At 71.2% G+C, this 24438-nt stretch carries 25 protein-coding genes; 8 read left to right on the forward strand and 17 right to left on the reverse strand.

Annotated features, from left to right (window positions below):
• Positions 1 to 94, forward strand: a 94-nt coding sequence (locus IEY73_RS17410) for a sigma factor-like helix-turn-helix DNA-binding protein (RefSeq protein ID WP_268240462.1), incomplete at its 5' end; no start/stop codon positions are given.
• Between the two features lie 342 nt (positions 95 to 436).
• Here IEY73_RS17410 and IEY73_RS17415 read toward each other — a convergent pair.
• Entirely contained in the window at positions 437 to 592 is a 156-nt protein-coding gene (locus IEY73_RS17415; protein ID WP_189080281.1) for a hypothetical protein, read from the reverse strand.
• 332 nt (positions 593 to 924) lie between these two features.
• Here IEY73_RS17415 and IEY73_RS17420 point away from each other — a divergent pair, with 332 nt between their 5' ends.
• The 6 genes from IEY73_RS17420 (at position 925) to IEY73_RS17445 (ending at position 7880) form a co-directional block, all read left to right on the forward strand.
• Entirely contained in the window at positions 925 to 1284 is a 360-nt protein-coding gene (locus IEY73_RS17420; RefSeq protein ID WP_189080282.1) for a DNA polymerase ligase N-terminal domain-containing protein, read from the forward strand.
• 70 nt (positions 1285 to 1354) lie between these two features.
• On the forward strand, positions 1355 to 4222 hold the full coding sequence (locus tag IEY73_RS17425) for a GH92 family glycosyl hydrolase (RefSeq protein WP_189080283.1): 2868 nt from the start codon (positions 1355 to 1357) through the stop codon (positions 4220 to 4222).
• A 46-nt stretch (positions 4223 to 4268) separates the two neighbouring features.
• Entirely contained in the window at positions 4269 to 4958 is a 690-nt protein-coding gene (locus IEY73_RS17430) for a DedA family protein (RefSeq protein WP_189080284.1), read from the forward strand.
• Positions 4959 to 5041: 83 nt separating this feature from the next.
• Complete coding sequence (locus IEY73_RS17435; RefSeq protein ID WP_189080285.1) at positions 5042 to 5524, forward strand: hypothetical protein; 483 nt, start codon at positions 5042 to 5044, stop codon at positions 5522 to 5524.
• An 83-nt stretch (positions 5525 to 5607) separates the two neighbouring features.
• Entirely contained in the window at positions 5608 to 7047 is a 1440-nt protein-coding gene (locus IEY73_RS17440; RefSeq protein ID WP_189080286.1) for a flavin-containing monooxygenase, read from the forward strand.
• The gene (locus IEY73_RS17445) at positions 7047 to 7880 is read left to right on the forward strand and encodes an SDR family NAD(P)-dependent oxidoreductase (protein ID WP_189080287.1); all 834 of its coding nucleotides are present in this window, start codon (positions 7047 to 7049) and stop codon (positions 7878 to 7880) included. Before IEY73_RS17440 ends, IEY73_RS17445 begins: the two co-directional genes overlap by 1 nt.
• A 10-nt stretch (positions 7881 to 7890) precedes the next feature.
• On the opposite strand, the gene IEY73_RS17450 is transcribed toward IEY73_RS17445, so the two are convergent.
• Together IEY73_RS17450 and IEY73_RS17455 are read right to left on the reverse strand one after the other, a co-directional pair.
• On the reverse strand, positions 7891 to 8643 hold the full coding sequence (locus IEY73_RS17450) for a GntR family transcriptional regulator (protein WP_189080288.1): 753 nt from the start codon (positions 8641 to 8643) through the stop codon (positions 7891 to 7893).
• Complete coding sequence (locus IEY73_RS17455) at positions 8640 to 10796, reverse strand: alkaline phosphatase family protein (RefSeq protein ID WP_189080289.1); 2157 nt, start codon at positions 10794 to 10796, stop codon at positions 8640 to 8642. The genes IEY73_RS17450 and IEY73_RS17455 overlap by 4 nt, the downstream gene beginning before the upstream one ends.
• Before the next feature lie 368 nt (positions 10797 to 11164).
• Here IEY73_RS17455 and IEY73_RS17460 point away from each other — a divergent pair, with 368 nt between their 5' ends.
• Positions 11165 to 11593: a DUF6174 domain-containing protein gene (locus IEY73_RS17460; RefSeq protein WP_189080290.1), complete on the forward strand. Its 429-nt coding sequence runs from the start codon at positions 11165 to 11167 to the stop codon at positions 11591 to 11593.
• 47 nt (positions 11594 to 11640) lie between these two features.
• Here IEY73_RS17460 and IEY73_RS17465 read toward each other — a convergent pair whose 3' ends face one another.
• From IEY73_RS17465 to IEY73_RS17530, 14 genes are all read right to left on the reverse strand, one after another.
• Positions 11641 to 12387, reverse strand: a complete 747-nt coding sequence (locus tag IEY73_RS17465; RefSeq protein WP_189080291.1) for a LamG-like jellyroll fold domain-containing protein — start codon at positions 12385 to 12387, stop codon at positions 11641 to 11643.
• A gap of 70 nt (positions 12388 to 12457) precedes the next feature.
• Positions 12458 to 13777: an NAD(P)/FAD-dependent oxidoreductase gene (locus IEY73_RS17470; protein ID WP_189080292.1), complete on the reverse strand. Its 1320-nt coding sequence runs from the start codon at positions 13775 to 13777 to the stop codon at positions 12458 to 12460.
• A gap of 96 nt (positions 13778 to 13873) precedes the next feature.
• Entirely contained in the window at positions 13874 to 15505 is a 1632-nt protein-coding gene (locus IEY73_RS17475) for a putative PEP-binding protein (protein WP_189080293.1), read from the reverse strand.
• On the reverse strand, positions 15498 to 15776 hold the full coding sequence (locus IEY73_RS17480; RefSeq protein WP_189080294.1) for an HPr family phosphocarrier protein: 279 nt from the start codon (positions 15774 to 15776) through the stop codon (positions 15498 to 15500). Before IEY73_RS17480 ends, IEY73_RS17475 begins: the two co-directional genes overlap by 8 nt.
• 37 nt (positions 15777 to 15813) lie before the next feature.
• On the reverse strand, positions 15814 to 16245 hold the full coding sequence (locus tag IEY73_RS17485; protein WP_189080295.1) for a PTS mannitol transporter subunit IIA: 432 nt from the start codon (positions 16243 to 16245) through the stop codon (positions 15814 to 15816).
• Positions 16245 to 16976, reverse strand: coding sequence for a magnesium transporter MgtE N-terminal domain-containing protein (locus IEY73_RS17490; RefSeq protein ID WP_189080296.1), 732 nt, complete (start codon positions 16974 to 16976; stop codon positions 16245 to 16247). Before IEY73_RS17490 ends, IEY73_RS17485 begins: the two co-directional genes overlap by 1 nt.
• A 13-nt stretch (positions 16977 to 16989) precedes the next feature.
• On the reverse strand, positions 16990 to 17310 hold the full coding sequence (locus IEY73_RS17495) for a PTS sugar transporter subunit IIBC family protein (protein ID WP_189080297.1): 321 nt from the start codon (positions 17308 to 17310) through the stop codon (positions 16990 to 16992).
• Positions 17307 to 18380 carry a mannitol-specific PTS transporter subunit IIC gene (gene mtlA / locus IEY73_RS17500; RefSeq protein WP_189080298.1) on the reverse strand — a complete coding sequence of 358 codons (1074 nt, stop codon included), beginning with the start codon at positions 18378 to 18380 and terminating at the stop codon, positions 17307 to 17309. The genes IEY73_RS17495 and mtlA overlap by 4 nt, the downstream gene beginning before the upstream one ends.
• Before the next feature lie 115 nt (positions 18381 to 18495).
• Positions 18496 to 19062 (reverse strand): TetR family transcriptional regulator, encoded by a 567-nt coding sequence (locus IEY73_RS17505; RefSeq protein ID WP_189080299.1) that lies wholly within the window; start codon positions 19060 to 19062, stop codon positions 18496 to 18498.
• Positions 19059 to 20483 (reverse strand): FAD-dependent monooxygenase, encoded by a 1425-nt coding sequence (locus IEY73_RS17510; protein ID WP_189080300.1) that lies wholly within the window; start codon positions 20481 to 20483, stop codon positions 19059 to 19061. Before IEY73_RS17510 ends, IEY73_RS17505 begins: the two co-directional genes overlap by 4 nt.
• A 79-nt stretch (positions 20484 to 20562) precedes the next feature.
• Positions 20563 to 21261 (reverse strand): tetratricopeptide repeat protein, encoded by a 699-nt coding sequence (locus IEY73_RS17515; protein ID WP_189080301.1) that lies wholly within the window; start codon positions 21259 to 21261, stop codon positions 20563 to 20565.
• Between the two features lie 163 nt (positions 21262 to 21424).
• Positions 21425 to 22012 (reverse strand): TMEM165/GDT1 family protein, encoded by a 588-nt coding sequence (locus IEY73_RS17520; protein WP_189080405.1) that lies wholly within the window; start codon positions 22010 to 22012, stop codon positions 21425 to 21427.
• Between the two features lie 75 nt (positions 22013 to 22087).
• Positions 22088 to 23908: an MFS transporter gene (locus IEY73_RS17525; RefSeq protein WP_189080302.1), complete on the reverse strand. Its 1821-nt coding sequence runs from the start codon at positions 23906 to 23908 to the stop codon at positions 22088 to 22090.
• A gap of 62 nt (positions 23909 to 23970) precedes the next feature.
• Entirely contained in the window at positions 23971 to 24411 is a 441-nt protein-coding gene (locus tag IEY73_RS17530) for a MarR family winged helix-turn-helix transcriptional regulator (protein WP_189080303.1), read from the reverse strand.
• Between the last annotated feature and the right edge of the window lie 27 nt (positions 24412 to 24438).

Below are 24438 nucleotides of genomic sequence, written 5' to 3' on the forward strand. Positions count from 1 at the left end.
CGAGCAGGTGGGGATTTCGCAGATGCATGTGTCGCGGTTGCTGACCAAGGCGCTGGGCAAGCTGCGGAGCCAGTTGAACACCGACGCCCTGTGATCACCGGCGTTCGGTGATCACCGCCGCCCGGTGATCGGGGTGCGGTAATAGGGCAGCTCGCCAGGGGTGCCGGCTCTCGTTGCGGGAGCCGGCACCCCTGGCGTGCGTCGGTCGGCACCCGCATGCGCCCAATACCTGGCCAGACCACCCGTCGATCTTGCCGCGCCACCGATCCCCCGACTGATCTTGGACTTTCATGGTCCGACAAGTCGGGCATGGGATGTCGAGTCGGGCACCGAATCTCCAAGATCGACGGCCGTGAGGGGTCGCGACGGGCATCGACGAATGCGAACGGCCGAGCGGAGAGTCTCCGCTCGGCCGTTCGTGCGTCGTACGTGGGCGTCAGTACCAATACTTTCGACCACCGATGGGACGGCCGACCGCACCGAGGATCCAGAACACGGCGCCGACGATCAGCAAGATGATGCCGATGGTGTAGAGGATCGACACGTGCAGGAAGATGCCCAACAGCAACAGAATCAGGCCGACGACAAGCATGAGGGGCTCCATTCAGCGTCGGAGTCTCCGATCGCGATTCGGGTTCTACCCGATCCCTGAGCTCGCCAATCCTTGCCAACCGACGCCCGTGGGAGCGCGACCATCGCCGACGGCCGACCCGGCACGGGAGGTGCCACCGGTCCGGTACGGGAGACGCCGTCGGCCCCGCGCGGGGAGGAGTCGTCGGCCCCGCGCCGGGACGCTCATGATCACGAATGCCCCGGTGGCGCTGCGAGGTGTCCCACCCTTTTGGCAGGCTAGTGCTTGATGTCTGGCCTGGATGACCGGACACAAGGGACCGACCTGGGGATACTACGGAAGGATAGCGAACCGTGACGGCGCGTCAGCCAGCCTTCGTGCTGCACGATCACCAGAAGCCGCGGCCGCATTACGATCTGCGGCTGGAGGAGGACGGCGTGTTGAAGAGCTGGGCCGTGCCTCGCGGGTTACCCACCGAGCCGGACGCCAACCGGCTCGCGGTGGCGGTGACGGATCACGCGATGGAGCATTTGAGCTACCACGATGACGAGAAGTCGATCGCGGACACCGGGTGGTGGGAGCAGAACGACCGCAATGATCACCGGCTCGTGTTCACGCTGCACGGTGCGGGGCCGGCGCGACGGTACGCACTGATCCACACGGGCGGGCCGAACTGGCTGCTCCATCTCACCAAGGACCAGCCAACCGCTTGACACATTTAACTGAGTAAATAGATGCTGATCTCCTGATGCCGGTCTGACATCGATGTCATGAGGGGGACGCATGCTCGGGTTCCGGACCCTGTCCGTGGTGGCGGTGACGGCGACGGCGGCAGCGGTGACCGCGGCCGCACCGGCTGCCCACGCCGCTCCGCTGCCGCCACTGGTCGCCGACCCGGCGTCATACGTGAATCCGTTCATCGGCACCACGAACTTGGGCAACACCTACCCGGGTGCGGTGACGCCGTTCGGCATGCTGGCGTGGAGCCCGCAAACCACCCGCGGCAGTCAGGTGTCCACCCCTGCGCCCGGCGGCTATCAGTACACCGCGACCCGGACTCGCGGCTTCAGCCTGACCCACCTCAGCGGCGTGGGTTGCTCGGGTGCTAACGGCGACATCCCGATCATGCCGTACGCGGGTGAGGTGACCTCCTCCCCGACCGCGGACACCACGGACGCGACGTTCGCGGCGGACTTCTCGCACGACGACGAGGAGGCCCGCCCCGGCTACTACCGGGTGGGCATGGCGGGCGGCACCGGCGCCGAATTGACCGCGACCCCGCGCACCGGTTTCGGGCGGTTCACCTTCCCTGCCGACAAGCCGGCCAGCCTGCTCTTCCGCACCTCGATGTCGGAGACCGGCAGCACCGACGCGACGGTGCACCTCGACCCGGACACGCAGACGATCACCGGTTCGGTCACCGCGGGCAATTTCTGCGGCCCGCAGTCGTCGAACAACCGCAAGGCGCTCTACACGCTGCACTTCACGGCCCGCCTGGACCAGCCGTTCACGACCACCGGAACGTGGCAGGACGGCACGCTGCGCCCGGACACCCGGGACGCCACCGGCGGCAGCGGCTACAGCTCCAGCGGGCGGCCGAACGCGGGCCGCGGATCGGGCGGCTACGTCACCTTCCCCGCCGGCACCACCAGCGTCGGCGTGCGTGTCGCCGTCTCGTACGTGGATCTGGCCGGTGCCGAGCGCAACCTGACGCAGGAGAACCTGCCCTACGGCTTCGCCTCGATCGCGGCGAACGCCCGCGCCGCATGGTCCGGCCGGTTGAAGCGGATCGGCGTCGGCGGCGGCACCGAGGAGCAGAAGACGGTCTTCTACACCGCGCTCTACCACGCCCAGCTAGAACCCACCCTGACCAGCGACGTCGACGGACGCTACACGGGCGCGGACGGCGCCGCGCATGCGCTGGAGAGTGGACAGGACGCGCAGTACGGCACCTTCTCCGGATGGGACGTCTACCGCGCGCAGGTGCAGTTGCTCGCACTGTTGGACCCGTCGATGGCATCCGACTTCGCGCAGTCGCTGTTCAACTACGCGGGTCAGCGCGGCGGCGAGTGGGACCGGTGGCTGCTGCAGCACGGAAAGACCAGCGTGATGTCCGGCGACCCGTCGGCCGCAGCCGTCGCCGGCATGTACGCGTTCGGCGCGCGCGACTTCGACGTACGGGGCGCCTTCGACTCGCTGGTGCACGCGGCCACCGTGCCCACGGCCAACGACTCCAGCGACGCGGGATGCAACGTCGAGTGCGTGGGGCAGCGCCCGGCCCTGGACAAGTACATGGAGCTGGGCTGGGTACCGGCGGACGACTGCCACTGCTGGGGCGGCGCGGCGGAGACGCTGGAGGACGCCGCGGCCGACTACGGCCTGGCCGAACTGGCGAAGGCGCTCGGCGACGACGCGCGGTATGCGCAGTTCCTGGACCGCTCGCACCATTGGCGCAACGTCTACGACCCGGACGCCCAGGCCGATGCCGGGCTGGCGCACAACATCCGGGAGCACATCACCGAGATCACCGCCAGCGGCGAGAACGCATCGAGCGGCGAGGGTAAGGCCCAGGCGTTCGACGGTGACAAGGGCACCAAGTGGCTCACCTTCGACACGACCGGTTGGGTCCAGGCCGAGCTGGACGCGCCGCGTACGGTCAACCGCTATGCCCTGACCTCGGCCAACGACGTGCCGGAACGGGACCCGGTGGACTGGACGCTGGAGGGCTCCGACGACGGCTCCACCTGGTCGACCGTCGACGCGCAGACCGGGCAGAGCTTCGCCACCCGTGGTGAGACCCACGAGTACGCGGTCGCCGACCCGCAGGCGTACCGCTACTACCGGCTGACCGTGAGCCGCAACGGCGGCGCGGACATCGTGCAGCTCGCCGAGCTCGAACTGGCGGACCCGGCGGTGACCACCCCGGTGCCCGCGGACGGCGAGTTCCGCGGCTGGATGCGCGACCGCTACTCCGACGGGCACTGGGCGGAGGGCTTCAGCCCGTCCACCGGCGCGGGCTTCGTCGAGGGCAGCAGCGCCCGATACACGTGGATGGTCTACTCCGACGTGGTCGGGCTGGCCGACGCGATGGGCGGCAAGGACATAGCGGTGGAGCGGCTGGACGCGTTCTTCCGGAACCCGGACGGGACGTTCGACCTCAGCGCGGACAAGAGCACCCGGTACGACGCCACCAACGAGCCGGACATCCAGACGCCGTATCTGTACAACTACTTCGGCGCGGCGTACAAGACCCAGGAGACGGTACGCGCGGTGCTGGACGGGCTGTGGCACAACGAGACCGGCGGCATCCCGGGCAACGACGACGCCGGCACGATGAGCGCGTGGTATGTGTTCTCCGCGCTCGGCCTCTACCCGACCGTGCCGACGCGCGCCGAACTGGTGCTGACCAGCCCGTTGTTCCCCCGGTCGGTGGTCCACCTGGCGGGTGGAAAGGATCTGACGATTGACGCCCCCGCGGCCGGCGCCGACGGCACCTACGTCCGCAAGCTCACGGTCGATGGGACGGCCACCTCCCGTGCCTGGTTGCCGGCCACGGCGGTGCGCGACGGCGCGCACCTGGCGTACACCCTGGGACCGGTCCCGAACACCAAGTGGGGCAGCCGCCCGGCCGATGTTCCGCCACAGAACTGACCGCTCCGGGGGTTTGGATCACCCCCGGGCGGCTAACGTGTAGGCGATGCCACCGCCCGCCGACCTCCCCGGATTCCTGCACGGAGTCGCCCCGATCCTGGACCGCTGGGGTTACTTCGCCGTCGCGGGCGTCATCGGCGTCGAAAGCTTCGGGGTGCCCGCGCCGGGTCAGACGATCATGGTCGCCGCGGCGATCTATGCCGGCGCGGGCCGCCTGAACGTGGTGGCGGTCGGTGTGATCGCGTTCGTGGCGGCCGTGCTGGGCGACAACGTCGGTTACTGGATCGGGGTGCGCGGCGGCCGCAAGCTCGTGCATCGCTGGGGCCGGTACGTCCTGATCACTCCCGCACGACTGGACCGGGCGGAGAAGTTCTTCGCCCGGCGCGGCAGCCGCATCGTCGTCGTCGCCCGTTTCATCGACGGACTGCGGCAGCTCAACGGCGTCATCGCCGGCATCACGGCGATGCCCTGGCGCACATTCCTGCTCTACAACGCCATCGGCGCGGCGCTGTGGGTGGGTTGGTGGACCACCGTGTCATACCTGTTGGGCACCCATCTGGTCGACATCATCGAGCACGCGCACAAATACACGTGGTGGGCGCTGACGCTGGGCGTGCTGGCTGTGGGCACGTACGCGGTGCTGCATGTGCGGCATCTGCGCCGCCGGCGCGCCCGCGCCGACAGCGACCGCGACGGCGCGGAGCCGGCGATGCCGGTCGAAGAGTCGGCGCCCTGACGATTGCCGATCCGCCGTTCGGGTAGGAAATGTCGGGGAGAAAGCATCGCCGGGCACGGCTACTGAGGAAGGAGTGATGATCCGTGACCGCACCCGCCAAGGACCCGATGACCAACCGACGCGAGAAGGCCGCCTCCACCGGCCAGGCCGCCGAGAAGGCCCGCGAGAGCGTCGCCGATCTGGATTCTCGGCTGCGGATGAACGCGTCGCAGACCAAGGAGCAGAAGCAGGCGCTGCGCAACGCCCTCGCCGAGGCCGACCGCCTCAAGGCGGCGTTGAAGGCAGGCGAACGGGAACGCGAAAACCTCTCCAAGCGGCGCAAGAAGGCCGCCAGCAAGGCGGAGAAGGCGCGGGCCAAGGCCAAGAGCGCCGAGCAGCGGTACGACAAGATGGTGCTGGCCGAGATGGTCCGCCGGGAGAAGGAGCGCGAGTCCGGCTCGGCCGCCGATCCGGAACCCGAGCGGCCGAACCAGGCCACCTCCACCGCCACCAGCACCGCCGCACGCAAGACCGCGGCGGACGCCGGCAACAGTGAGCCGCAGAATCGCCCCACCCCGGCGGGCTGAGGCCGACCGACGGCGGCGCGCTCCGGCGAGTGCGCCGCCGTCGTCGCCCGGCCGGATGAGCGAAGCGACCGGATAATCGATCCATGAGCGAACATGTGGACGTCCTCGTGATCGGGGCTGGCCTGTCCGGGATCGGCGCGGCCTACCGGCTGCAGACCACATGTCCGCGGCTCAGCTACGCGATCCTGGAGGCGCGGAACGCCATCGGCGGAACCTGGGACCTGTTCCGCTATCCGGGCGTACGTTCCGATTCCGACATGTTCACGCTCAGTTACCCGTTCCGGCCGTGGCGCCGGCCGTACGCGATCGGCGCGGGCGACACGATCCGCGCGTACATCCGGGCCACCGCCGCCGCGTACGGCATCGATCGGCGGATCCGTTTCGGCCGGCGAGCCGAATCCGCGAGCTGGTCCTCCGCCACCGGCCGGTGGACCGTGCGCACCGCCACGGGTGACGAGTACCGCTGCACATTCCTCTACCTCTGCACCGGCTACTACCGGTACTCCGCCGGGTACGAGGCCGATTTCGTGGACCGGGCCCGGTTCGCCGGCACCGTGGTGCACCCGCAGCAGTGGCCGGACGACCTGGACCACACCGGAGCCCGGGTGGCGGTGATCGGCAGCGGCACCACCGCCGTCACGCTGGTCCCGGCGCTGGCGGGCGACGCCGCGCACGTGACGATGGTGCAGCGTTCCCCGTCGTACCTGATCAGCCTGCCGAACCATGCGCATGAGCGGGAGCAGCTCGGCCCGGTCCGGTCGCGTTTCGTGCGCGCCCGCAACGTGCTGCTGAGCACCGCCATGTATCAGGCGTCCCGGCGCTGGCCGGAACGCGTCGCGACGCGGCTGCGCGAGGGCGTGGCCCGGCAACTTCCGCCGGACGTGCCGGTGGAGCCCCACTTCCTGCCCCGCTATCGCCCGTGGGACCAGCGCCTGTGCGTGGTGCCGAACGGCGACCTCTTCCAGGCCATGCGCGCCGGTGACGTCTCCGTGGTCACCGGCACGATCGACCGGTTCACCGAGAAGGGCCTGCGGATGCACGACGGCACGGAGGTCGAGGCGGACATCGTGGTGACCGCAACCGGCCTGACCATGGTGGCGTTCGGCGAGATGACGCTGACCGTGGACGGCCGCGTGGTCCGTCCGGAGTCGCTGCAGGTCTACAAGGGCATGATGTTCGACGGCCTGCCGAACCTCGCCTGGTGCCTGGGCTACACCAACTCCTCCTGGACGCTGCGCGCCGACCTCGCCTCGCGGTACGTCTGCCGGCTGCTGAACTACATGACGCGCCACCACATCGACATGGTGACCCCGCGCCGGGACCCGGCCGACTCCGGCTCGGACGTCCCGCTCCTCGACCTGACCTCCGGGTACGTGCGACGGGCCGCCGCGCAGATGCCCCGGCAAGGTGCCCGGTGGCCGTGGCGGCACCGGAACAACTACCTCACCGACCTGCCCCGGATGCGGGTGGGCCGGATCGACGACGGCGCGATGACCTTCGCCCGCACGGGCGGAGACGCCTGATGCGCCGCTTCGCCTTCGCCGGCCGCACCTGCGTGGTGACCGGCGCGGCCAGTGGCATCGGCGCCGCGCTGGCCCTCGACTTGGCCCGGCGCAAGGCGGTGCTGGCACTGGTGGACAAGGACGCCGAGGGACTCGCCAGGGTGGCCTCCTCGGCGGCCGAGCTCGGCGCGACCGCCGTCCACACGTACCCGGTGGACCTGGCCGACGGCGGTGACCGGCTCGACCTCGCGGCCGACGTCGCGTCCCGCCACGGCGGCGCCGACCTGCTGGTGAACAACGCGGGCGTGGCGCTGTCCGGCTCCTTCGAGCAGGTGAGCATGGACGACTTCGACTGGCTGATGGAGATCAACCTGCGGGCCGTGGTGCGCATGACGAAGGCGTTCCTGCCGCAACTGCTGGACCGTCCCGGCGCGCACGTGGTGAACGTGTCAAGCGTGTTCGGGCTGATCGCGCCGGCCGCTCAGGTGGCGTACGCGACAAGCAAGTTCGGCGTCCGGGGCTTCACCGAGGCGTTGCGCCACGAACTGGCCGCCCGTGGCGTCGGGGTGACCGTCGTGCACCCGGGCGGGATCGCCACCAACATCGCCGCCAACGCCCGGATCAGTGGCCCGGACCCGGACGGCACGCAGGCGCGGCAGGCTCGCGAGTTCGCCGCGGCCTCGCTGACCATGCCGCCCGCCGAGGCGGCCCGGCAGATCGTCGCCGCGATCCAGACGCGCAAACCGCGCCTGGTCATCACGCGGCCGGCGAAGGCGGCGGACATGCTCGCCCGGCTCACCCCGAGCCGCTACTGGGATGTCACCCGGTGGCTGGAGCGCCGCCGCAGCCGGTGACCGTCCGGTGTCACGCGCCCGGCGTGTGGCTCCATTGCAGGGACACGCCGGTCGCGGCGCGCTCCGCCCGGATCTCCATCACGCTGCCCGGGATGGTGGCCCGGTCGACCAGCACCGGGCGGCCGTCCAGGCCGTACGTGATCCGGTCGGACACGAACACCGGCGTGCCGACCGGCTGGCCCAGCATCGCGGCGATGTCCTCGTCGAGCAGCCCCGGCCGCACGGACTCGGACGCGCGGTGCACCACCACCCCCCGCTCGGCGAGGATCGCGTACAGCGAAGGGCCGCCGAGGTCCACGTCCGCCAACTCGCTCGCGAACGGGTCCGGCACCCAGGACACCTGGTGCACGGCGGGCCGCCCGGAGAGCAGACGCAGCCGACACAGCCGGAGCACCGGGTGGGTCTGCGCCGTCCCGAGCACCGCGGCGACCCAGGCCGGCGGACGACTTCGCCGCCGGTCGAGGACGCGGGTGGTCACCGTACGGCCCTGCGCCCGCAGGTCCTCGGCCAGCCCGCGCAGCGTGTCCAGGCGGTAGGCCAGCCGTGGCCCGGTGACGAAGGTGCCGCGGCCCGGCTCCTGCGAGATCAGGCCGTCGTCCTCCAGTTGCTGGAGCGCTTGGCGCAGGGTGGCGAGGGTGACGCCGTACGCCGAGCTCAACTGCTTCTGCGGCGGCAGGGTCGAGCCCGGCGCCAGCTCCCCGGAACCGATCCGCCGGGTCAGGTCCTCGGCGATCGTTCGATACTTCGGCGTACGGCCCGTCATGGCGCCCGCCGCCGCGTCGCCAGGTCGAGGACCGACGGACCGTCACCGGCCGGGACGTCGCCGGTGGGCACAGCCTCGTCCACGGCGGCCGGTTCGATCTCCGGGGGGTCCGGCGGCTGTGGTTCCGCACCGGCGGCCTCCGCCGCGTCGTCTCGCAGTCCCAGCATCGCCAGCCACTCCACCAACTGCCGGTGCACGGCATCCGGGCCGTTCAGCTCGTCGGTCAGCAACGGCCAGTCCGTCGGGTGCACCAGCACCGCGTCGGTCTGCCAGCCGCCGAGGCCGCCGTGCGAGCCGACCAGTTCCTCGAACGCCGACACCTCCTGGGTCACCGGGTCGATCGCGCTGATCACCACCAGATCACCGACGTGCGCGGTCTCCTGGTGGCGGAGCAGGTCGGCGCGGGCGTTCGGCCCGTACGGCAGGAGCGGGTCGATGCCCTCCACATGCCCGTCACGCAGCCGGTGCGTACCGGCCGTGCCGAAGGCGACCGGGCCGTCGGCGCTGTCCACGACCACCAGGCCGATGCCCGGGTGGGCGGCCAGCCCGGGGATCAGCGCCGGGTATTCGCGCTCGATCGCGTCCCGGGCCTGACGCGTCCGGCTGCGCGTCAGATAGAGCAACGCCAGGTTGCCCGACGACACCACCAGCAGCGGTGCCACCGGCGACGTCGGGAACTCGTGCTCCGTCGCGGCCTCGTCCTCGGCGGCGATGCGCGGCGCATCGGCGCCGTCCGGAGCGGTCAGCCGACGGACCACATCGTCCAGGGTTTCCCCGTGCCGCTGGCGGAAGGTGGCACCCTGACTCTGCCCGTGGTCGGAGAGGATCACCAGGTGGTAGCGGCGGGCCGCCTCCGGCGCCAGCCGGCCGAGCACGCCGAGCATCCGGTCCAGGCTCTCCAACTGCCGCATCGACTCCGGTCGTGCCGGGCCCGCGTGGTGCGCCACCTCGTCGTAGTCCACCAGGTCGCAGTAGATCGCCGGCGCTCCCCGCGCCATCTGCTCGGCGATCAGCGAGACGTTCACGTCCCGCAGCAGCATCGAGGCCGGGCGCAGCGCCAGGAAGGCACCCGACCGGCTGACCCGCGGCACCAGGTTGCGCCGGCGCTGCAGCCGGGCCTGGTGCAACTCGGTGAAGACCTCCCCGACGCCGAGGACCAGGGCGCGGGTGAAGCCGTACGGCGAAGCCATGAACGTGGCCCACCCGCGTGCCGAGCGGCCGGGCAGCGCGGCGTGGCTCACCGTGAGCAGATTGATCTCGGCGTCGCCGGAGAACGCGTTGCCGATGCTCACCCCGCCCCGGCACAGCAGACCCCGTCTGTCGGTCAGGCGCTGCTGAATCACCGCCGCGTCCCGCGGGCGGTTGGAGACCATGAGCTTGCCGGTGTCCTTCTCAAACCAGCGGAAACCGGGTATCTGCTGGGACGCGGCATGCAGGATGCCCGCCTGTGCCGCGGGCGTGGTGGACGGCAGTCCGGTGTGCCAGCCTCGCATCGTGTGACTGCCGGAGCGCAGCCACTGGCCGAGCGTGGGCAGGTTGCCCGCCCGCACCGCCCAGCGCAGCACCGGCTCGGCGACCCCATCCAACTGCACCATCAGCATGCCGGGCTCCATGCCCGGCCGCGGACGACGCAGCGTGAGCCAGCGCCCGCCGGCGCGCCGAGCCTGTCGGCGCCGCACGCCGCGCATGAGTCGCCGCGCCTCCCGGACGAACGTGTCGTCCCGGCCGCTGTCCGCCATCCAGTCGAGGATCGCCGCGAAGACCACGGCCAGAATCGCCGCGGCCACGGTCATCGGAAGATTGCTGATCCGGTTGGCCGGGTCCAGTTCCAGCGCCACCGCGATGACCGCGACCTGGGCGATGACGCCGAGCAGCATCGCGCCCCAGCCGCCCAGCGCGGTGATGCCGACGAGCAGCAGCGGGCGAAGCACGGCACCCACGAGCGCCACCAGGCCGACCAGGCCGAGCGTGTCCACCACGTCGGCGCTGGCCACGCCGGGCATCAGCCACAGCGTCAGGGTGAGCACCACGAAGGTGACGGTGGCGCTCCGCAGCACGGCGCGGAGACGATTGACGATCCGTTGCCAGCTCAGCAGCGCACGCAACTCGCCGCGCCAGCTCCGGGCGAGTTCGGGCGGAGTGCGTACGGCCACGGGCAAACAATCGCACAGCCGAGCGCAACGAGTGTGCCCGCGTCGCCAAGGACACGCCCGTGTCACCTCGCGGGCGTGCACCAGGGATCAACGCCGGAGCGGCACGGAACCGGCGCGGGGGGTTCTTCGTCGGAGTGGACAGGACGCGACGGTGGAGGTGCGTGGTGCGACGGTGGCAGGGGCGAACGGTGAGCAGACTTTCCCGAGCAGAGGGTGCCGGTCCGCCGCCCGCGGCCATTCCCGCACACGCGCTGCGAGCTTGGTCGGGCACCCTGGCATGCGCCGCAGCCTTCGCGGCCGGCTGCGCCGGGCCCGGCACCGGCGGAGCTGCCGAGCCCGCCGCTTCACCACCCGATGCTGCCGCTTCGATGCCCGGTCCCGCGGCCTCGCTGCCCGGCGGCACCCCGCACACCGCCGCCGCACCGGGATCGTGGCAGGAACCGACGGTCTACTCGTTCACCCTGGAGTCGTCCTGCGGCGAGCGGGCCCTGATCGGCACCTACCGCGTCGGTGTCAAGGACGGGCTGGTGGTGCGCACCATCGGGCTGGACGATGCGGCCCGCCGGGCGCTCATGCTGCGACTGGCGCAACTGGTGCCGACGCTGGCGCAGATGCGTACCGAGGCTCAGGCGGCCATGCGCGAGGGCGCGGACGAGGTGATCGTCCGGCGGGACCCGGCGGACGGCCACCCGACCTCGGTCCGCATCGATCCGGATTCGGCCGCCGTGGACGACGAGACCTGCTATGAGATCACCGACTATGCGGTGGGGAAGCTGCCGGCACCCAGCGCGACCTGACCCGCCAGAACAGGCCCAGCGCGCCCCGACCGCGAGACCGCGAGCGGTCAGCCGATCATCAGCCACACGTCGTCGATCGCGCCCTGAAACTGGTCGTTGTCGTAATAGCCGCCCTTGCCGCCGATGCTCAGCGGATGGCTGTTGGCCACCGACAGCGTCGTGGGTACCCAGGCGCGTCCGCGAACCATGCCGTCCACGATGATGGTGAAGACCGATCGGGACCGGCGGCAGGAGACGTCGTGCCAGGCGCCGTCGGCGACCGGTACGGCGCTGCGGACGATCCTGATCTGCGTGTCGTGCCGACCCACCAGGACGCAACTGGGCTTGCCGGCGTATCCGTCGATCTGCAGTTTGTACTGGCTGCTGGTGGCCGAGTACCCCTTCTGCAGGATGTTCTGCCCCTTGCTGGTCTGGTCGCCGGGCAGCCGCACGGTGGCGCCGTACGCCAAGGACCGTCGCCAGGGGTTGAGGTCGCCCGCCGTACCACTCTGCAGCACCATCCTCGGGCATGACCGGCGCGCCGCGCAGGCGGTCGGGAGCTGGGCGGCCCGTCCGCCCGCACGCGGGACGGCGAGCCACTCGCCCCCGTTGCTGGCCGCCACCCGCATGGCGTGGCCGCGGCCGGAGTCGTCGGCCACCGTGCCGCCGACGCGTCCGCTGTCGAACCGGTACAGGGCGACCAACTCCCGACTGTCCCCGGACCGCCGCGCGACCGCCGCGCCGGGCATGGCGAGCGGCGCGACGAGGAGCGGTACGGAGAGGGCCGCGACGGCGGCCAGGCGTCGAGAAAGCATGACCGAATTATGCATTAAGTCCGTATTACCACCGGGCAAACCGCTTGTCGGTGCACCCGGCTCCCGCCGATCACTGCCGCTTCTGGGCGATCGGAGTGTTCGGGGCGGCCTGCGGATTCGCGCTGTCCAGCGGAACCGCCGCCGCGGACACCAAGCCGAGCTGCACACCCTGCCGCGGCAGCACCGTGCTCAGCAACCAGTCCGCCGCGACCCGTACGCGGTTGCCGGGCATCGACCACAGGTGGTATCCACGCGTCGCAACCTTCGCCGGGAAACCGGACATCTGCACACCCAGCGGATTCGCCGCCGAGTCATATCCGCCGAGGTCCACCACGAAGCCGAGGTCGCTGTGCTTGTACGGACGGCGACGGCCGTGTCCGTACGAGGCCGCGATGTTGCGCGCAACGGTCTGCCCCTGCCGCGTGGCGTGCTGCGCGGTCATGCCGGTGATCTCCCCGGGCCGGGTCAGGTCGGGCACCGCCGCCGCGTCACCGCAGGCGTACACGTCCGGGTATCCGGGGACGGTGAGGAACTCGTCCACCACCAGCCGCCCCTTCTCGGTCTTCAGCCCGAGGCTCTCCACCAGCGGGTCCGGCCGCACGCCGACACACCAGATCAGCGACTTGGTGGGCACGAACTCACCGTCGCTCAGATGCACGCCGTCCGGCGTGGCCTCCTGCACGCTGGTTCCGGTACGGATCTCCACGCCCCGTTCGCGCAGCACCTCGTCCGCGGCGCTGCCGAGGCGCTCGTCGAGCTGGGGCAGCACCCGATCCGCGATGTCGATCAGCAACCAGCGGGGGCGTCCGCGCAGACGGTCACGGTGCCGCGTGAGCGCGTCGGTGTAGAGCACGCCCTGGGCGGCCACCTCGGTGCCGGTGTATCCCGCGCCGACCACCACGAAGGTGCACCGCGCGTCACGCTCCCCGTCGGTCGCGGCGGTGTCCGCCATCTCGATCTGGCGTGTCATGTGGTCACGCAGATACAACGCCTCGGAGATGCCGCGGAAGCCGTGGGCGTACTCCGTCACGCCGGGCACCGGCAGCAACTGGTTCACGCTGCCCGCGGCGATGACCAGCCGGTGGTAGCCGATGGTGCCGGTCCCGCCCTCCGGGTCCTCGTAGCTGACCGTGCGCGCGTCCAGGTCGAAATGGTTGACCTCACCCAGGATCACCCGCACGTTCGGCAGCGTGCCGGCCAGCGACACGGACACCCGGCGCGGCTCCAGGATGCCCGCCGCCACCTCGGGCAGCAGCGGGAGGTAGAGGAAATAGTCGGTGGGGTTGATGATCACGATGTCGGCGCTGCCCCCGGAGAGCTGAGAGAGCTTGCGCGCGGCCTGGTAACCGGCGAAGCCGGCGCCGACGACCACGATCTTCGGGCGTGCCATGGGATGTCCTTCCGCGTCGGCCGTTGCCACAGCGATTGCCCGGATCGCCGCCGGGAAAACGCGTCGCGCCGGCCGGTGACCGCACGGCCGGTCGGCTCAACCCACCGCGGCGCGGGCGGCGGCCGGGTCACCCGCGGCGAGCGCCGCCTGTGCCGCCCGGCGACATTCGTCCATGGACCGCTCGGCCAGTGCGGCGCGGATGTCGGCGATCGCCCGCGGCGCCATGGACAGGCTGGTGACCCCGAGCCCGGCCAGCACCACCGCAAACGCCGGGTCGGCCGCCGCCTCGCCGCACACGCCGACCGGGCGGCCCACCGCCGCACCGGCCGCCGCGCAAAGCGCCACCAGGGACAACAGCGCGGGCTGCCACGGATCCAGCAGATCCGCCAGCTCGCCGCTGCGCCGGTCGGCGGCGAACGCGTACTGGCTCAGATCGTTCGTGCCGACGCTGAGGAAGTCGACCACCTGCAACAACTCGGCGGCCCGGACCGCCGCGGCGGGCACCTCGACCATGGCGCCGACCGTGGCCAGCCCCGCATCGCGGCACAGCGCCGCGAACGACGCCGCCTCGGCAACCGTGGTCACCATCGGCGCCATCACCGACACCTTGGCTTCCGACTCGCGCGCGGCGACCGCGATCGCGGCGAGCTGCGTGGACAGGATGTCGGACCGGCGCCGGGCCACCCGCAGACCCCGGATGCCCAGGGCCGGGTTCGGCTCCTGGTTGTCGCGCAGGAACGGCAGGGGCTTGTCCGATCCGGCGTCGAACGTACGCACGATCACCGGCCGTCCGGACATCTCGCGGAAGACCGCCGAGTACGCGGCGATCTGTTCCTCCGGCGAGGGTGCCACGGTGTGGTGCTGGAACAGCATCTCGGTGCGGAACAGCCCCACCCCTTCGGCGGCGACACCCGTCAGTTCGTCGGCCGAGCCGATGTTCGCCAACAGCGCGATCGGCTGCCCGTCGCGGGTGCGTCCGGGGTCGCAACCCGGGGCGCCCTTCGCCGCGACCACCGGGGGGACGGCCGAGGGCGGCTCGGCTGCAGCTTCACCGACCGTGACCCTGCCGGTGGTGCCGTCCACCGTGACCGTGGTGCCGTCCGCCACCTCCAGCACCGCACCGCCGCAGGCCACCACGGTCGGCAAGCCGCGGGCGCGGGCGAGGATCGCGGTGTGGCTGACGAAACTGCCCGCGGAGGTGACCACGGCGAGCACCCGTGTGGGATCGAGCAGCGCCGCGTCGGCGGGTGACACGTCCACCGCCACCAGCACGAACGGGTGACCGGGCTGAGGCAGTGTGGGCATCGGCACGCCGAGGCAGTGGGCGATCAGCCGATCGCGCACGTCGTCCAGGTCCGCCGCGCGCGCCGCGAGCAGCCCGCCGGCGTCGATGAGAGCGGATCGGTGCGACGCCAGCACCGCGGAGATCGCGTGCGGAGCCTGGTGGCCCTCGCCGATCGCCACGGCGATCTCGTCCAGCAGCGTACGGTCGGCGACCAGCGCCGCCTGGACGCGCAGGATCTCCGCCGTGGTGGGATCACCCGCTCGAACGGCGCGTGACTCGATGTCCGCGCGCACCGCGGCGACCGCGTCCGCGACGCGCGCACGCTCGGCGGCGGCGTCGGTGACCGGCCCGGGCGGCGGGAGCCGAGGCGGGTCGGCGAGACGGTACGCCGGACCCGTGACCGAACCCCCGCTGGCCCCGATGCCACGCAACTGCTCACCCATGGGCGCCCTCCGCGTCCAGGTCACGCTCCAGCAGGTCGGCGAGGCGGTCCAGGGCGGACGGAGCGCCCTCACCGAAGGCTTCCAGCACCAGCTCAGTGCCCCGCCCCGCGCCCAGCGTCAGCAGCGCGAGCAGACTGTCGGCGGGCACCGGCGGACGGCCCGGCACACGCACGGTGACCGGCACACCGAGCACGGCCGCCGCCCGCGCAATGGTGGCGGCGGCGCGCATATGCAGTCCGGTGCTGGTGCCGAGGGCGACGGTACGCATCATGGCCGGGCCCGCTCTCGGCAACGGCGGCCGTCGCGGGTCACGTCGTCTCCCCGAGCATGCGGATCACGTCTTCCGGCGCAGCCGCCGAACGCAGTGCCGCCGCCCGCGGCGGATCGAGCAGGATCGCGGCCAGGTTGGCCAGCATCTCGATGTGCCCGTCGCCACGCGCGGCGATCGCCACGCACATGGTCACCCGGGATCCGGCCCAGTCCACCCCGTCGGGCAGCCGCAGCACGGCGAGAGCGTCGCGCTGCACCAGCCGGCTGTCCATGCCGTGCGGGATGGCCACGCATTCACCGAGGTAGGTGGACATCAGCCGTTCCCGGTCCAGCATCGACGTTCGGTACGCCGGGGCCACCGCGCCGATGTCCTCCAGCACGTCGGCGCAGCGATGAATGGCCGCGGCCCGGTCCGGGGCGAATTCGGCCAGGCGGACCGCGTACGGGGAAAGCAGTGGACGAACGAGCATCAGCCGGCCAACCTCACGAGAGCGCGAGCGAGTACCCCGTCAGTGTCGTCCGGCGCCCAGGTGAGCACATGGGTGGGTGGCGGATCGAGCGGGGGAAATGGTGCGGCCACCGCATTGGTGACCGCGAGCACGCCGTCCACCCGGTGCTTGGCGAACAGCTGATGTGCCATGATCACGGCCGCCGCGGGAAGCGGCGGGGTGTCCACATGGCACAGCGAGATGCCGAAGACCCGTTGGAAGACCACGGCGAACAGGTTGCTGCCGGTGTCCTGCGGCACCCACGACAGCTCGGCAGAAGTGCGGCGCAGCGACTCGATCACCGCCTTCTCGTACCGGATGCGCCGCAGGTCGGTCAACCGTTCCGGGTCCAGCACACGCACCAGATGTTCGCGCTGCGGCGAGTCCACCGCCTCCAGCAGGGTGGTCAGATGTTCGGACGGCACCCGCCGCAACTGCGCGGCGGTGCGGTCCGCGGGCATCGCGGCCAGCACGGCGGCGGCGTCAGCCGGCGGCAGCGAGGCCAGTTCGGCGGCGAGCCGGTCGTCGTCGAGGAGGGTGAGCAACGCGGCACGGCGATCGGCGTCGGCGGCGAGCAGCAGGCGGGCGAGCAGCGGGCCGTTCATCGCGGCGAGCAGTTTTCCGCGCCGAGCGACCGGCATGGACATCAGCACCTGCACCGCACGCTGCGGAGGCGAGGCGGCGAGCATGGTCACCAGGTGCTCGGTGGGCATCGAGTTCAGCACCTCAGCCGCCGACCGTGCCGGTGACCGGGCCGCCCTGTTTCAGGGCGGCGACCACGGCGGACACCGCCGGATCGCCGAGGAACAGCCGGAAGCCCACCACCACGGCTCCGGGCGCGGCCCGGCTCGCGCGGTCGGCGAGACCCTGCTGGCAGAGCACCACGTCGGCGTCGGCCGGGATGGCGTTCAGCGGGTGATGCTCCACGGTCACCGGGGTCGTGCGCAGTTCCCGCCGTAGCTGGCCGGCCAGCATCACGCTGCTGCCCATCCCGGCGTCGCAGGCCACCACGAGCTTGCGCACGTCGGCGCCGGAGATGCCGGTCACAGCCCCTCCTCGTCGCGGGCCAGCCGGCCGAAGCCGAGCAGCAGCGACCCGACGACGAACGAGACACCGGCCGCCACCACCACGCCCGCCAGCACGCCGAAGTATCCGCCCCGCGGCGTTTCGGCGAGATAGGCGAAGATGCTGCCCGGCGACGGCGTCGCCACCAGCCCGGCACCGGTGATCATGAAGGTCACGATGCCGGCCGCGCCGCCGGAGATGGCGGCGAGCACCATGGACGGCTTCATCAGGACGTACGGGAAGTAGATCTCGTGGATGCCGCCGAGGAACTGGATGGCCATGGCCGCGGGCACGCTGGGCCGCAGCGCCCGGGGCCCGAACAGCAGATAGGCCAGCAGGATGCCGAAGCCGGGACCGGGGTTCGACTCCAGCATGTACAGGATGGATTTGCCGGTCTCCGCGGACTCCGCGACTCCCAGCGGCCCGAGGACGCCGTGGTTGATCGCGTTGTTCAGGAACAGCACCTTCGCCGGCTCGATGACCAGCGACGCGGCCGGGAGCAGGTGGTGCGTGACGAGGAAGCTGACGCCATGGCCGGCCGCGGCGGTGAACGTCCGCATCACCGGGCCGATGGCGAGCACGCCGAGCACCGCGGTGACCGCGCCGACGACGCCGGCGGTGAAGTTGTCGATCAGCATTTCGAAGCCCGGCCGGATCCGGTCCACCGTCACACGGTCGACCAGCTTCAACAGGTACGCGGCCAGCGGACCGGCGATCATCGCGCCGAAGAACATGGGCGCTTCCGAGCCGATCACGATCCCGATGGTGGCGACCGCGCCGACCACCGCGCCGCGCTGTTCGTGCACCATCCGGCCGCCGGTGTATCCGATGAGGATCGGCAGCAGAATGTGGACGGTCGGGTCCACCAGCACCGCCAGCCGCTCGTTCGGCAGCCAGCCGTGGGGGATGAACAGAGCGGTGATGAGTCCCCAGGCGATGAATGCCGCGATGTTGGGCATCACCATGCCGGCGAGGTAGCCGCCGAAGCGCTGCACGCGGGCCTTGAAACCGGAATCTCCCGCGGGAGGCGCGTACAGCTCGACCACGGCCATCACTCTCCTCACGTTCAGTGCAAAGAGATCTTGTTGTACTTATCACACCAGGCGTACGTCAACGAATTCCCTAAGTTCGGGCCTATCGGGCCGTTGACGTGCGCGAATGTGCGCCCTACTCACGAGTCAGCGACGTCATTGCGCATTCGACCAGATCGGCGAGTTCCTGCCTGCCATCGACGCGCACCCATTCCTCGATGGCCATGGTGAGGGCTGCCAGCGCGGCGCCGGCCACCACCTGACGCTCGAAATCCGACAGCGCACCCCGCCCGGCGAGGGACTCGGCGAACATCTGCCGGGTGGCCCGTTGCGCCTCGGACTGCCGGGCGCGCAGCGTCGGCTCCCGCACGATGAGCCGGGATCGGGCGAGCACCGTGGACAGTTCGCCGGCCGGCATCGCGCGCAGCGCGGCCACCAGGGCATGGCGGATCGCGGTGAGCGGCGCCTCGTCCGGTGGCCGCGACCGGATCGCCGCAGCCAGCATGGGATCGTAGTCGTCGTTCTCCACCACCGCGGGCTTGCTCGGGAAATAGCGGAAGAACGTCATGTGCGAGACGCCCGCGGCGGCGGCGATCTCCTCCACCGTGGTGGCGTCGTAGCCCTTCTCCGCGAACAGCCGCAGCGCGTGCTCCTGAAGGGAGCGTCGGGTCTCCGCCTTCTTCCGTTCTCGCAGCCCGCTCACGAGGAAACCGGCACCTCCGCTCGCGCCCGCAGCACACCGGACAGCCAAGCATCCATCCGCCGGGCGTCCCCGCGGCAGGCCAGATGCCCGTCCGGCCGGACCAGCAGGGTCTCGACGCCGGCATCCGGGCGCAGCACGGTCACCGCGTCCGCGCCCAAATAGGTGCACGCGACACGCGCCGCATGGTCATCGGCGGTCACGATCACCCACCGGCCGCCCCATTCGGCGTGCAGCCGGGTGGGCGAGCCGTCGGCACGACGGCAGGAGAGGTCCGGAACCCGGTCGCCGGGGCGCGGCGCGCGGGCGACCGCCCGCCCGTCGGCGAGCGGACCCCGGCGATAGGAGACGCGGAGCTGAGACGAGGTCTCGGTGATCAGGCGCTGGGTGAGCGGCCGGTCCATCAGGGGCACCACCACATGATCCCGCAGCAGGCGCGCGACCGCACCGCGCCCCAGCATCAGGTGCGTCAGCGAACTGGTGTTGTCCAGCACCTGCGCCGCGATCGGGCGCCGCTCCGCCTGGTACGTGTCCAGCAGTTCCGTGCCGCACCGGTGCCGCACGACAAGCGCCAGCTTCCAGGCCAGGTTCTCCGCGTCGCCCAGTCCGGTGTTCATCCCCTGCCCGCCGAACGGGCTGTGGATGTGCGCGGCGTCGCCGGCCAGCAGAACACGTCCCGAGCGGTAGGTGTCGGCCAGGCGCCGGTGAATGCGGAAGGTGGAGGTCCACATCTGCTCGGTGATCGCCGACGCCGGAAGGCCGGTGCACTCGGCGAACAGGTCGGACACCTCCCCCGGCGCCCGGTCGCCCTGCGGCATGAGAATCCGCCACATGTCCGTACCCGGCAGCGGGAACAGTCCGAACATCTCGTCACCGCGCAGCCAGGTGTGCACCACGTCGCGCGGTAAGGCCAGCGCGGCCCGCACGTCGGCGATCAGGAAGCGCTCGACCAGCGGCACGCCCGGGAAGCCGATGCCGGCGGACTTGCGCACGCCGCTGTGCGCGCCGTCGCAGCCGACGATCCACTCGGCGTCCTCCGCCGTCACGTCGGTGACCGGGCGATTCCAGGTCACCTCGGTGCCGAGCGCGGCCAGGCGTCGCCGCAGCGCACTCTCCACGGATGCCTGGGACATGGTGACGCCCGGCCGGGTTACCAGTCTCGTCGGGCGCAGCCGCAGCCGGGCCACCTCACGATCGCCCACGTAGATGGCCACCGCACGCACCGGCATCCCCCGGGCGGGCAGATCGCCCAGGGCGCCGAGCCGGTCCAGCACCTCCATCCCCCGCGGATGCAGGCCGAGCGCCCGGGAGGTGACGGCGGGCCCGTCGGCCGCGTCCACGATCCGGATGGGTACGCCCGCGGCGCGCAGGCCGCAGGCAAGGGCAAGACCGGTCGGCCCGGCGCCGACGACGAGCACGGACATGACGACTCCAGTGTTAGCCAATAATAATAGTTATCAGCTAACATTTACACTCGACGGCCGCCGCCGGCAAGGGACCGGCCTACGGCAGAAACTCCTCCGGTCGCGCCGAGCGCTCCTTCGGCCGCCGCCGCCCGAGCAACCGCCAGCCGCGCTTCTTCTCCGGCGCCCGCTCGATGTCGCCGTTCAACACCGCCAGGCGATGCTGCGCCACCGGGTTCTCCGGTTCCAGCCGCAACGATGTGAGCAGCGCCCGGCGCGCCTGATCGATGTGGCCCAGGGCGTCAAGCGCCACGCCGTGCGTGAAGTGGTAATGCGCCTCGTCGGGTGCCAGCCCGATCGCCGTACGGGCCGCCTGTTCGGCATCCGCCAGGTGGCGGTCCGAGGCCAGCAGAGCCCACGCGACCCGGTCATGCCACAGCGGGTTCTTCGGCTCGGCGACGACCGCGCGGTACGCCATGGTCACCGCCTCCTCGTGCCGCCCGAGCAGGGTCAGGGCCCGGCTCGCCGTGGCAAGCGGGCGCGCGTCCTCGGGAGTCAGCTCGATGGCACGGTTGGCCGCGTCCAGCGCACGGTCGTTCTCGTCCAGGGTGAGCCGGACGCGGGCCATCAGGACCCATCCGGCCGCCGATTCAGGTTCGGCGTCCAGCACCGTCTCCAGCAGCGCAGCCGCCTTACCCGGGTCGACCCGCTCGAAGAGCGCGGCGGCACGCGCCACGCCGAGCTCGGTCTCGGACATGCCCACGCGGGGATCGGCCACGGGCGGGGCGAGGTCGGTCATCGGGACACTCCGGTACAGACGGCATCGGGGGGCCGGGCTTGGAGGAGGGTCAGAGATTCCGGCTCACACGCCACATCTTCGGCACATCGCGGCCGGTGTTTAGCCGGATCCGGCAAACTGCACCCGAAGGCGGCGCGCGGCGACCGCAGGGAACAGGGGCCGGTCAGCGCAGTTCGAGGATCGCCTCCACCAGCAGCCACACGCCGAACACCACGAACAGCGCGGCGGCACCCCACTTGATCACGCGCTCCGGAAGGCGGCGGCCCAGGTAGCGGCCGACCAGGATGGCCAGCGCGTCCGCCGCCACCATGCCGAGAGTGGACCCCACCCACGTGCCGAACCATCCGTACCGGGTTGCCAGGGTGATCGTGGCCAGCATGGTCTTGTCACCGAGCTCGGCCAGGAAGAACGCGACGCCGACGGCGATCATCGCCGAGCCGGTGGACCGTTCCGCCTTCTCCCGCTCCTCCGCGGTGAGGCTGTCGCCGCGCAACGTCCAGGCGCCGAAGGCGAGAAACGCGAGACCGGCGGCCAGCGCCAGCCAGCCGGTGGGCAGCGTGGTGCCGAGGCCGTACCCGATGCCGACCGAGACCAGGTGCACCACCGCGGTGGCCACGGAGATGCCGACCAGCACCGGCCACGGGCGGAAGCGCGTGGCGAAGGTGAGCGCCATCAACTGCGACTTGTCGCCCAGCTCCGCCACGAAGACGACGGCGAAACTGACCACGGTCGCGGCGATGACGCCGTGCACGCTGCCTCCCGGGAACTCTGCGAACTGGGAGACGGAACGCACCCCCTGACGATGATCAGCGTATCCGCTGCGTGGTCAGGCGCCACGCCCCTCGGCGGGCACCGCGCCGGCCGGGGCTCCCTGCGCGGACGGCCCGTCCAGCGGCTCCGGTTCCGGCGCCGACGGCGCGAACGGCTGCGACTCCACCAGTTCGGCCCGCAGCTCCGCATCCTCGGTGACCGGGTCGGCGGGCTGCGCCGCGGTCCGCGACCCACCACGCAGCAGCGACGCCGCGGCACCCACCAACGCCATCGCGATGGCCAGCCAGAAGACGATGATCAGACCGTCGTGGAACGGCTCGGAGATGAGCCGCGGGAAGAACTCCAAGCCGGTCAGCCGCGCCGCGTTCGCCGGCGGCAGCGCACCCAGCACCTGCGGACCGAGCAGCTCGGCGATCGGGTTGTAGCCGAGGAACGCGGCGAACAGGGTGCCCACCGGCGGCAGCGCGGCGATGCCGGCCGCGGTCGCGGCGGGTACGCCCTGGGCGGTCAGCCCCGAGGTGAGCGTGTCCGGAAGCGAGGACGCCAAACCGGCCACCATCAGCGAGAAGAAGACCCCGATGGACAGCACCTGACCGGCGTTCATGAAGGTGGCACGCATGCCCGAGGCGGCACCCCGCATGTTCGCCGGGACGCTGGACATGACCAGGGAGGTGTTCGGGGCCGAGAACAAGCCGCCGCCCACCCCGTTGATGAAGATCAGCGTGGCGAATGCCGGATAGGCGAAGTCGCCCGGCAGCACCAGCAGCCCGGCGAACGAGATCGCCATCAGCACCAGCCCGCCGGAGGCGAACAGGCGCGGACCGAACCGGTCCGACAACGCCCCGGACAGCGGCCCGGCGGCCAGGAACCCGACCGTCATCGGGACGAGATAGATGCCCGCCCACAGCGGCGTGGACTCGTAGCTGTACCCGTGCAGCGGCAGCCAGATGCCCTGCAACCAGATGATCAGCATGAACTGCAGCCCGCCACGAGCCACCGAAGCCAGCAGGTTCGCCGCGTTACCGCTGGTGAAGGCAATGTTCCGGAACAGCGCGAGCGGAAACATCGGCTCGGTCACCCGGGCCTCGATCAGGCCGAAGGCCACCAGCACGGCGCCCCCGCCGATCAACCCGGCCAGCACCCACGGGTTGGTCCAGCCCATGGTGTGCCCGCCGTACGGCTGAATGCCGTACGTGATGGCGGCCAGTACCGCGGTGAGCCCCACCGCGAAGGTCGCGTTGCCCCACCAGTCGATCTTCGCGGTGCGGCGGACACCGGTGTCGTGCAGCGACCGGTACGCCCACACGGTGCCGAGGACGCCAAGGGGGATGTTGACCCAGAAGATCGACCGCCAGTCCCACTCCGCCAGCACGCCGCCGGCGACCAGGCCGATGAACGAGCCGGCCAGAGCCGAGACGATGTTGACGCCCAGCGCCATGCCGCGCTGGCGGGCGCTGAACGCGTCGGTGATGATCGCCGCCGAGTTGGCCATCAGCATCGCGCCGCCGATGGCTTGCAGGACTCGCCAGCCGATCAACCAGAGCGCTCCGGAACCGCCGGTGAACGGGTCCAGCGAGAGGATGATCGAGGTGAGGGTGAAGATGGCGAAGCCGGCGTTATAGATCTTGACGCGGCCGTACATGTCCCCGAGCCGGCCGAGCGTGACCACCAGCACCGCGGTGACCAGCATGTAGCCCATCAGCATCCAGAGCAGGTAACTCACGTTCCCCGGCTCCAGTGGATTGAGCTCGATGCCCTTGAAGATGGCCGGCAGGGAGATCAGCACGATGGACGCGTTGACGGTCGCCAGCAGAGTGCCGAGCGTGGTGTTCGACAGCGCGATCCACTTGTATCGCGGATGATCCACGGAAAGCACGCGATGCTCCCTTCGAAGGGCACAGCGAGCACGCGCGGGGGGATCCCGGCGCACGGGACGAATCAGGTGTTCGGCGGTTGCTCCGCGACGAGGCTGCTGAGATGGTCGAGCGCCGGCAGCACGGCGCACACGGCCGCCCTCTCCGCCTCCGGCAACTGGGACAACAGCCGGGACAACGCCTGCGCCCGGCCGGTCCGGCGGCGGGCCACGGCGGCCCGGCCGGCGTCGGTGATGGTGACCACCACCGCGCGCCCGTCATGCGGATCGGCGCCGCGCGTGGCCAGACCCTCCTTCTCCAGCCGCGTCACGAGCTGCGTCATGGCCGGCTGCGTGACGCCCTCGGCCGCGTGCAGCTCGCTGAGCCGGTGCGGCCCGGAACGCTCCAGGCGGCGCAGGGTGGAGACGGCGGTCAAGCTCAGCTCGCCGCGCGGCGTCATCCGGCGGAGCGCCTCGAAGAGTCGCTCCAAGGTCGCCGCGACCGCGGCGTCCTCAGCGGAGATCATGAGCCCTGGCTGCACAGACGCTTTTAT

The organism is Mangrovihabitans endophyticus (assembly GCF_014646155.1).
Classification (GTDB): domain Bacteria; phylum Actinomycetota; class Actinomycetes; order Mycobacteriales; family Micromonosporaceae; genus Actinoplanes; species Actinoplanes endophyticus.